This window comes from Hyphomonas sp. (genome assembly GCF_013823385.1).
In the GTDB taxonomy this organism is placed as follows: domain Bacteria; phylum Pseudomonadota; class Alphaproteobacteria; order Caulobacterales; family Hyphomonadaceae; genus Hyphomonas.
In genome coordinates this window covers 1-7,568 of record NZ_PNMA01000064.1, presented here as the reverse complement: position 1 = coordinate 7,568, position 7,568 = coordinate 1, and the positions used below count along the sequence as shown (strand labels likewise).

General features: G+C 60.7%; 14 protein-coding genes and 1 pseudogene. 5 read left to right on the top strand and 10 right to left on the bottom strand.

What is annotated here, in order from left to right:
- The 4 genes and pseudogenes from C0456_RS19130 to C0456_RS19115 all read left to right on the top strand — a co-directional run.
- A pseudogene (locus tag C0456_RS19130) lies at positions 1-247 on the top strand (long-chain fatty acid--CoA ligase); the annotation flags it as partial.
- On the top strand, positions 240-761 hold the full coding sequence (locus tag C0456_RS19125; protein ID WP_291055751.1) for an N-acetyltransferase family protein: 522 nt from the start codon (positions 240-242) through the stop codon (positions 759-761). The pseudogene C0456_RS19130 and the gene C0456_RS19125, both read left to right, overlap by 8 nt.
- Positions 754-1,188, top strand: a complete 435-nt coding sequence (locus C0456_RS19120; RefSeq protein ID WP_291055748.1) for a DUF1330 domain-containing protein — start codon at positions 754-756, stop codon at positions 1,186-1,188. Before C0456_RS19125 ends, C0456_RS19120 begins: the two co-directional genes overlap by 8 nt.
- Positions 1,185-1,658, top strand: coding sequence for an ATP-binding protein (locus C0456_RS19115; protein ID WP_291055745.1), 474 nt, complete (start codon positions 1,185-1,187; stop codon positions 1,656-1,658). Before C0456_RS19120 ends, C0456_RS19115 begins: the two co-directional genes overlap by 4 nt.
- A gap of 23 nt (positions 1,659-1,681) precedes the next feature.
- Here the strand turns inward: C0456_RS19115 and C0456_RS19110 are convergent, their stop codons facing one another.
- From C0456_RS19110 to C0456_RS19095, 4 genes are all read right to left on the bottom strand, one after another.
- Positions 1,682-2,608, bottom strand: coding sequence for an alpha/beta hydrolase (locus tag C0456_RS19110; protein WP_291055742.1), 927 nt, complete (start codon positions 2,606-2,608; stop codon positions 1,682-1,684).
- Positions 2,609-2,662: 54 nt separating this feature from the next.
- Positions 2,663-3,148: a YbjN domain-containing protein gene (locus C0456_RS19105; protein ID WP_291055739.1), complete on the bottom strand. Its 486-nt coding sequence runs from the start codon at positions 3,146-3,148 to the stop codon at positions 2,663-2,665.
- 39 nt (positions 3,149-3,187) lie between these two features.
- Positions 3,188-4,042 carry a PA0069 family radical SAM protein gene (locus C0456_RS19100; protein WP_291055736.1) on the bottom strand — a complete coding sequence of 285 codons (855 nt, stop codon included), beginning with the start codon at positions 4,040-4,042 and terminating at the stop codon, positions 3,188-3,190.
- 94 nt (positions 4,043-4,136) lie between these two features.
- Entirely contained in the window at positions 4,137-4,322 is a 186-nt protein-coding gene (locus C0456_RS19095; RefSeq protein ID WP_291055733.1) for a Flp family type IVb pilin, read from the bottom strand.
- A 271-nt stretch (positions 4,323-4,593) separates the two neighbouring features.
- Here C0456_RS19095 and C0456_RS19090 point away from each other — a divergent pair, with 271 nt between their 5' ends.
- Positions 4,594-4,947, top strand: a complete 354-nt coding sequence (locus C0456_RS19090; RefSeq protein ID WP_291055730.1) for a hypothetical protein — start codon at positions 4,594-4,596, stop codon at positions 4,945-4,947.
- Positions 4,948-5,451: 504 nt separating this feature from the next.
- On the opposite strand, the gene C0456_RS19085 is transcribed toward C0456_RS19090, so the two are convergent.
- From C0456_RS19085 to C0456_RS19060, 6 genes are all read right to left on the bottom strand, one after another.
- Complete coding sequence (locus C0456_RS19085) at positions 5,452-5,640, bottom strand: hypothetical protein (RefSeq protein ID WP_291055726.1); 189 nt, start codon at positions 5,638-5,640, stop codon at positions 5,452-5,454.
- 87 nt (positions 5,641-5,727) lie between these two features.
- Positions 5,728-5,901 (bottom strand): hypothetical protein, encoded by a 174-nt coding sequence (locus C0456_RS19080; RefSeq protein WP_291055723.1) that lies wholly within the window; start codon positions 5,899-5,901, stop codon positions 5,728-5,730.
- A 51-nt stretch (positions 5,902-5,952) separates the two neighbouring features.
- Positions 5,953-6,342, bottom strand: a complete 390-nt coding sequence (locus C0456_RS19075; protein ID WP_291055720.1) for a hypothetical protein — start codon at positions 6,340-6,342, stop codon at positions 5,953-5,955.
- A 27-nt stretch (positions 6,343-6,369) separates the two neighbouring features.
- The gene (locus tag C0456_RS19070) at positions 6,370-6,747 is read right to left on the bottom strand and encodes a hypothetical protein (RefSeq protein ID WP_291055717.1); all 378 of its coding nucleotides are present in this window, start codon (positions 6,745-6,747) and stop codon (positions 6,370-6,372) included.
- Positions 6,748-6,766: 19 nt separating this feature from the next.
- Positions 6,767-6,970, bottom strand: coding sequence for a hypothetical protein (locus C0456_RS19065; protein ID WP_291055714.1), 204 nt, complete (start codon positions 6,968-6,970; stop codon positions 6,767-6,769).
- Complete coding sequence (locus tag C0456_RS19060; protein WP_291055711.1) at positions 6,970-7,368, bottom strand: hypothetical protein; 399 nt, start codon at positions 7,366-7,368, stop codon at positions 6,970-6,972. Before C0456_RS19060 ends, C0456_RS19065 begins: the two co-directional genes overlap by 1 nt.
- Between the last annotated feature and the right edge of the window lie 200 nt (positions 7,369-7,568).

The following is a 7,568-nucleotide window of genomic DNA, read 5'->3' as shown; positions in this document are numbered from 1 at the left end:
GGTTGCCGAGGCGGCCTGCATCGGCATCTTCCACCCCAAGTGGGACGAGCGCCCGGTGCTGTTCGTGGTGAAGAAGGCCGGCGCTGATTGCTGCGCCGACGACATCCTCGATCACCTGCGCCCGCAGATCGCCAAGTGGTGGATGCCCGATGCGGTCGAGTTCGTCGACGACATCCCGCACACCGCCACCGGCAAGATTTCGAAGAAGGACCTGCGCGACAGGTTCAAGGACTACACGCTTGCCTGAAGTCGCGATCCGGCCTGCGCGCAGGCATGACGCGCAGGCCATCGCCGCGATCTATGCCTGGCACGTGGCGAACGGCACCGCGACCTTCGATACCGCCGCACCCGATGCGGCGTTCTGGCAGGAAAAGCTTGCTGACTTCGCCGCGCGCGGGCTCCCCTTCCTCGTGGCGGAGCTGGAGGGCAGGGTCGTCGCCTATGCCTATGCCGCCCGCTTCCGCGACCGTGCGGCCTATGCGCATACCTGCGAGGACAGCATCTATGTATCGCACGAGGCGCGGGGGGAGGGCATCGGCAGCGTTCTGCTGCCTGCGCTGATCGATGCGGCGCGGGTGAGCGGCTTCCAACAGATGCTCGCCGTCGTCGGCGGCGGCGAGCCTGCATCCGTCGCGCTCCATACCAAGTGCGGCTTCGTCCATGCAGGCCGGATGCGCAATGTCGGCAAGAAATTCGGCCGCCTGCTCGATACGGTCTACATGCAATGCGACCTGACAGGAGAAGGATGGGATAATGAGTGAAACCTACATCGATCCGAGCCCGGCGAACTTCCAGTCCTTCAAGGACCTGCCCCGCGACACGCCGATCAACATGCTCAACCTGCTTCTCTACCGCGAGCACGCCGAATATCCCGAGGGCCACGAGCACGCGGGCAAGGGCTGGAGCGGCAGGGAGGCCTACAAGGAATATGGCCGCACCTCCGGCCCGATCTTCGCGCGGGTGGGCGGCAAGATCCTGTGGCGCGGGCGGTTCGAGACGATGGTGACCGGGCCCGAGGTGCGCGAATGGCACAACGGCTTCATCGCGCATTACCCCAATGCGGGCGCCTTCTTCGAGATGATCAAGGACCCGGACTATCAACTCGCGGTGGTCAACCGCACCGCGGCGCTGATCGACAGCCGCCTGATCCGCTTTTCTCCGGGCGAGGCGGGGGAGGGGTTTGGGTGATCAGGCCGCGGCTCTCGCTGGTCTGCGGCCTGATGGGCGCGGGCAAGACCACTTTGGCGAGGTCGCTGGAACGCGAGGGCAAAGGCATCCGCCTCTCGCCCGACGAATGGATGATCGGCGCGGGCTTCGATCTGAACGACGAGGCCGCTCGAGAGACAATCGAGGCCGAGCAGCGACAGCTCGCGGCCTCGCTGCTGGCGACGGGGTTTTCGGTCATCCTCGAGAACGGCTTCTGGTCGCGCGCCGACCGGTTGAGGTATCTTGCGCTCGCAAGTGAGGCGGGTGCGCGATGCGAACTGCATTTTTGCGATGTTCCCCTCGCTGAGCTGGAGGACCGCGTCAGGGGGCGCAACGCCGGGCTGCCGCCAGCTCAGCGGATTGATGTCAGGGTGATTGCGCATTGGCTCGCCATGTTCGAACCGCCGCAGGATGACGAGATGCGCGCCTTCGACGCATTCTACCGCCACTGATCGCAGGAGCCTGCCGCGCCGCCTCAGCGCGACTTTCGCAGGTGCGCTTCCGCAAAATCCGCCACCCGTTCGACATTGTCGTCGCCCACGAAGACCGGCGACCAGAAACTGTTGTCGCCGTGACCCGCACCCTCGAACATGTCGAGTTCGACGGGCACCCCGGCCTTCCGCAGCGCGTCTGCGAGAATGGTGGTCTGCGCGGCCGGGACCAGACAATCCGCGCTGCCCACCTGCAGCAGGAACGGCGGGTCTGCAGCATCGATATAGGTGATCGGGTTGGTGGCGCTCGCCTTGTCCGGCACGGTCCTGATCGGGGCGCCGAGATATTGGGATTCGAACGAATCCGCCGCATCGTGATTGGGCGGGCAGCCCTGCGCGCGGGCCTGCTGGTCCATCAGCAGGAAATCGTGCGGCCCGAACCAGTCGATCACTGCGTTCACATGGGCAGAGACTCCCGGATTGCCGAGCGCGGGGTTGTCGAACACGGCGGCATTCCCGGTCGTCCCGATCAGCGCGGCGAGGTTGCCGCCTGCCGATTGCCCGAAGGCGACAAAGCGCTTCGGATCAAGGCGATAGCGCGCGGCATTGGCGCGCAGGAAGCGCACCGCGGCCTTGGCATCCTCGATCGCGGCGGGAAAGCGCGCTTCGGGCGCGAGTCGGTAGTTGACCGTGGCAACCGCGATCCCGCGCGCGCGCAGCGCTTCGAGAAGCTCGGGAGAGAGCATCCCCTTGTCGCCCTGCCAAAACCCGCCGCCATGGATGTTGATCACCAGCGGGAAGGGGCCCGGGCCCTGCGGAAGATAGAGATCGAACCTCTGGCTCGCCGAGAGCGGGGCATAGGCCACCTCGGCGTGATCGGGCGCAGGGAGCGAGGGCGCGCAGGTGGCAAGCGCCACCCCAATCGCTAGCGCAGCGGCTGCGGCGAGCAGCACCGGTCTCCTGATACGCATGGGCAAGCTCCCCAACCGTTCAAGCGGCTCCGGACCGACCGGCACCGCCGAGGCTTACTCCTCGCCGTAGAGGTAGCCGAAGAAGTCCGAGACCGAGGCGAACCACAGGCCGATCTGGCTCGAATAATTCGCGCGCGTTATGCCGCCGTCGGCGATGATATACATCCGGACCGAGATCGTGCCGTCCTGATCGAGATAGGCCCGGCCGAAATTTTCCTTGTAGTTGTAGGTGTTGATCGCCTCGATAATCTGCTCGCGGGTGCGGTCTTCGGGTTCGAAGGTGGCGAGCATCGATGAGCCAAGGCACTTGGTCTTGGCGACATTGTCCTCGCAGGCGAGCAGCAGCGCATCGGCGATCACGCCGCCATCGAACTCGAAATCGATCCGCTCGGCCTTGGGATCCTTGGTGGTGATGGTGGCCCCGGCGTCAACCAGCGCGCGTTCGAAATCGGCGCGGGTGAAGTGCTGGATGCTTTGCGCCTGCGCGCTGGTGGTCGTGAATGCGAAAGCGGCGGCGGCGGCAAGAACAGTCCAGCGCATGATTCCCCCTTTTGTGGTCGCGTGGTGCGTTCAAGCGTATCACAGCAGCGACAATTGACCATCGCTTTGTGGTGGCCTGAAGCGCGAGCAATCGAGTTCGAACTTGGCTCTGCCGATCCCGGCCTTGCGGCAGGCGATCCGGAAACGCGCGCGGAAGAGGTCGGCCCACACGCCTTGCGGGTTCATGCGGCTGTGGAAGTTCGGATCATTGTCGCGTCCGCCCCGCATCTCCCTGACAATGCTCATGACTTTCCCTGCCCGCGCGGGGTAGTGGACGGCCAGCCATTCGCGGAACAGGCCGGCGACCTCGTGGGGGAGGCGCAGGGGAATCCAGCCGACACTGCGCACCCCCAGCGGCGCGACGCGGGCGATGATCTCTTCCATGAATTCATCGGTGATCGCCGGGATGACGGGGGACAGCGAACAATGCACCGGCACGCCCAGTTCGACCAGCTTACCAAGCGCGTTCAACCGCTTGGACGGTGCGGCGCAGCGCGGTTCGAGTTTCCCTGAAAGCACGGGATCGAGCGTCGTCACCGAGATCGACACCGCCACCAGCTTCTCGCGCGCCATCGCCGCCAGCAGATCGGCATCCTGGAGCACCCGGTCGGACTTGGTGGTGATCGTGACGGGGTGGCGCGCTTCGAGACAGACCTCGAGGATCTGGCGGGTGATGCGGTAATCGCGCTCGATCGGCTGATAGGGATCGGTGTTGGTGCCGAGCGCAATCGGCCGTGGGCTGTATCCCTTCCTCGCCAGCGTCGCCCGCAGCAGCGCGGCCGCATTGGGCTTGGCGAAGAGCCGCGTCTCGAAATCGAGCCCCGGCGAGAGGTCGTGATAGGCGTGGGTGGGGCGCGCGAAGCAATAGACGCAGCCGTGCTCCCTTGCATACACGGTTACGCACTGGGATTGAAGTCATGGCAGAATGGGGTGGGAGTTTCCTCCCACCCCACCCTCGGGGGACCAGACCCGCAGGAGACCTTGCAGCTTACGGCGCGCTGGCGTTGCCGGAAGCGATCTTGGTGTTGACGTTGGCGAAGGTGCCGTCGAGCGATTCACCGACGCTGGTCATGGTGCCGACAGCGGCCACCGCGATCAGCGCAGCGATCAGGCCATATTCGATGGCGGTCGCACCCTGCTCGTCACGGGCGATGGACTTGAAAAAATTACGCATAAAGCGTCTCCTGGTTTAAGCAATCGGAAGCACCATTGCCTCCGCTGCCCACTCGATCTGTGTTCAGGTGGTTAACAATTCCTAAACCTCAGTGAAAAGATTTGGTGCAGCGCAGAAAAACTGAAGAACAGTTTCCTGCCCCCGTAAGAATAACTCACGCGAGCGCGCGAGTGTTCAACAATTCACAAAAAGGAGGATTTCAGCCATTCTGGGTCTAGCTCTTTATTAACTCTGGTTGCAAAGCGAGCAGGCCACTAACAGGAGAATGGCAATGGCAATACTCAACCAAGAGGTTTACGACAACACCAAAGGACAGATGGTGCGCTTCAACATCATCCCCTTTATTCGTGGTGAGGGAAAGATCATCGGCTGCTACCGGCGGGAGGTGGTCCACTATACATTCCACCACCGCTATGGTGACATCAGCCACGTTTACGACCTTTTCGATATCGAGATTGCGGTCGCAGACGGTTATGAGTTTGGAACGCTCAACTGCGCTGCTCCAGTTGCCAAGGAGTTTGTCAACCTCACTGGCTCCAGCGTCACGCTACATGGCCTGACGCGGTTGCAGCTGATGAACGCAATTACGAATGGCGATGTGTTGAGCAAAGCCAGCTGCGCTTAAACGGTGGTGTCCTGATCCCCTGGGTCAGGGCATCGCCATGAGTTCTAGTCCACGGCGGTAGGTCGCCCCATGTGGGCGACGAGATACAGCGCCAGCGCGCCCTGCATTTGGTCCTTGGTCAGGACGTCACCCCCGCCTTGCTCTGCCCATAGGCAGCTGAAGCAGTCCTCGCCCGTGGCCGTGTTGAGGGGGTGGAGTTTGTTGTAGGCAAAGGTCATGCCCAGCAGCGCAGGACCGCTCGTGGGCCACTGCGCTGCGCAATACGCCAGAGGAGGGCTGTCAGGGTCAAGGAGCGCCTCGGCTACATACTGACGCCCAAACTCCTCGATGGCCCTGAGAGTGCTCTCAGAGGGCAGGATATCCCCGCTGGCATCGGGCCAACGCTCATCGAGCAGCCTGTTGAAAAGTGGAAGGGCTTGGACATTGGCACGACGCTTAGATGGCAAAAGAATGACCTCCGGTTAGAGAGGCCATTCTCGGCTAGAACGCTGATTTGTCAATCGTTTATTGTGGTTGTTCGATCTTCCACCACGTTCCGCCATTAAAAGCAAAGCGTTGCGGGTCGTCCACCTCACATTCGACAAGAACAAACGCGACTACCTGCTTGCCCTGACGAGTGCCGATCTGTGCTTCGAAGATGCGGGCTTGGAAGTGTTGGTCAATTACAAACAGCTTGTCTTCGGGTGCGGGCATTTTTGTCTCCTGTTAGCGTTTCGTTAACTCTCTTTGCTTTCAGAGTTTTGGGATCGCAACCGAAGATTGGTGGTGTAGGCAAAATTCCTACTCCTGCTTCCTGCGCTCTTCTATCAGGGCGATGTTGCGCTCCAGCAGTTGAATTGCGCGTTCAAGGCTCTCGGCTAGCGCAGTGTTGTCACCTGCTAGGAACGCGGGCTTGTCGGCCTTCATCATCTGGAGTTTCTCGGCTGCTGGAATTGGTGTTGGCTTCAGTGTCATGTGGTGTTCCTCCCTTTTGCTCTAATTATCTGAGGGGCACCAAAAGGCGGCTCAAATGGCGTCAGGAGCGCGGTAGAAGCGGCCAGCGATGTTGCGGTTGTAATAGGCAGGGGAGCCGTCTGGCAGGCTGGCACCTAGGACGTTGTGGGCGAACTGCTCACGCTGCTCGCAGTAGGTGAGGCTTGCCTTGTCCCTACACCAGCAAAGGATCGTCCTCGTCCAACCCTCTTTGCCCTGCGCTTTGACGTCTGCCTGTAGCTCTTTGCTGCTGGACCAATAGTCCCGCCATTTGGATTCTGAAGTGGTCTGCTTTTTGCCTCGGCCCTTGCGGGTCCATACCGACTTTTTTCCAATGTAGCCTTTGCCGCTGGGGCTGGTGATGAGGTAGACGAAGCCTTCGAAGTCCAGCGGGTTTATCTGTGGGTCATACTGCCAATTCATCCCCTACTTAGTTGAGGGGCTTGGTCCTCACTTTAGGATGGCACCTTTGGCAGGCTGCTCCACTGTGGTTGGGTGGCTTGCCTTGTGTGTGGTGCTGACCTGAAGGCCCAACATTGCCAGGACAGCAGCGAGCGCACCTAGTGCGGCGGTCGCCACCCTTCCAAAAAGACCCGCGCCTTTTCCGGCTCCGTCAAGTTGGTTGAAGCGGCCCTCATGGATTGCAACTTTGGCTTCCACGACCTCAAAGCGAGGAATGAACTGGCTGCGGTTGTTAGTGGTATCTTCCAACCGGCGGATTCGATCTTCGTGACCATCAGCACGGCGGTTCATCTCATCCAACTTGTGGTTGATGTTTTCGAAGCCATCGCTGACCTTTTGGTCGAGCCGGATGAGCAAATCGCGCATTTCTTGGTTTACCCCTACATTAGACATCAGAAGCCACCTCGTCTGTTGAGGTGGCTTCCTTTTTGTTCGACTGTTCAGGGACCAGCACGCCAATGACACCGGCGATTGCGGCTGCAATATCCCAAGGGAATTCCAGCACGCTGGCAGCAGTGATCGAGGCCACAATGGAGGCCCAGCTAGAGGCTTCTCTCAGCCTGGTTTTGAGATAGCTAATCCAACCCATTAAACTGTTGGAGTAGGACCTTCGGTCGCGGGCTTGCCTACATACTCGGTGGATGGCTCAATGTCGTCTTCTGCAACGGCGTCACCATCTTCTAGGAGGCGCTGCGCAACTAGGGCAATCTTGGTTGCACGACCCTCTAGGCCACCTAGGCCATAAAAGTTGTTCTGGCTTACAAAACGAGCCAGACCGTCTAGCAGCGAGACGCCTTCCTCAGGGAAGTCTTCCTCGCCCCTAGAAGCGTAGAGCACTTCCATTCCAACGATGATGCGTCGGAGTAGGTCGCCGCCCGCCATTTCATTGGCCAGGAAGTCACGCTGGTAGGTTGGTAGGGAATTGCCATGCAAGATAGCAAATGCGGTAAGCGCCTGAAGCGCGTCTGTGCCTGAGAAGTTTGTCATGCTGGTATTTATAATCCCCCGTAATTAGGTGAGCAGCCCTGCTTTTGCAGCGGCGGCGATGCCTCTGGCTTGTTTGATGAGGTCGGTGGTTATGCGAGTGGCGCACTCATCCAACCACGCTTCTGGGTCGAAGGTGGAGTCGGTGTGAAACTGCCAAGAGTGAATGGATTCAGGGCCAAGGAGCAGTTTGCCGCCAATGT

Excerpts from the sequence above, each read along its gene's own strand:
- C0456_RS19065 (WP_291055714.1), bottom strand. The coding sequence starts at position 6,970 with ATGGGTTGGATTAGCTATCTCAAAACCAGGCTGAGAGAAGCCTCTAGC.
- C0456_RS19080 (WP_291055723.1), bottom strand. The coding sequence starts at position 5,901 with ATGACACTGAAGCCAACACCAATTCCAGCAGCCGAGAAACTCCAGATG.
- C0456_RS19110 (WP_291055742.1), bottom strand. The coding sequence starts at position 2,608 with ATGCGTATCAGGAGACCGGTGCTGCTCGCCGCAGCCGCTGCGCTAGCG.
- C0456_RS19070 (WP_291055717.1), bottom strand. The coding sequence starts at position 6,747 with ATGCGCGATTTGCTCATCCGGCTCGACCAAAAGGTCAGCGATGGCTTC.
- C0456_RS19120 (WP_291055748.1), top strand. The coding sequence starts at position 754 with ATGAGTGAAACCTACATCGATCCGAGCCCGGCGAACTTCCAGTCCTTC.
- C0456_RS19095 (WP_291055733.1), bottom strand. The coding sequence starts at position 4,322 with ATGCGTAATTTTTTCAAGTCCATCGCCCGTGACGAGCAGGGTGCGACC.
- C0456_RS19085 (WP_291055726.1), bottom strand. The coding sequence starts at position 5,640 with ATGCCCGCACCCGAAGACAAGCTGTTTGTAATTGACCAACACTTCCAA.
- C0456_RS19075 (WP_291055720.1), bottom strand. The coding sequence starts at position 6,342 with ATGAATTGGCAGTATGACCCACAGATAAACCCGCTGGACTTCGAAGGC.
- C0456_RS19060 (WP_291055711.1), bottom strand. The coding sequence starts at position 7,368 with ATGACAAACTTCTCAGGCACAGACGCGCTTCAGGCGCTTACCGCATTT.
- C0456_RS19090 (WP_291055730.1), top strand. The coding sequence starts at position 4,594 with ATGGCAATACTCAACCAAGAGGTTTACGACAACACCAAAGGACAGATG.
- C0456_RS19105 (WP_291055739.1), bottom strand. The coding sequence starts at position 3,148 with ATGCGCTGGACTGTTCTTGCCGCCGCCGCCGCTTTCGCATTCACGACC.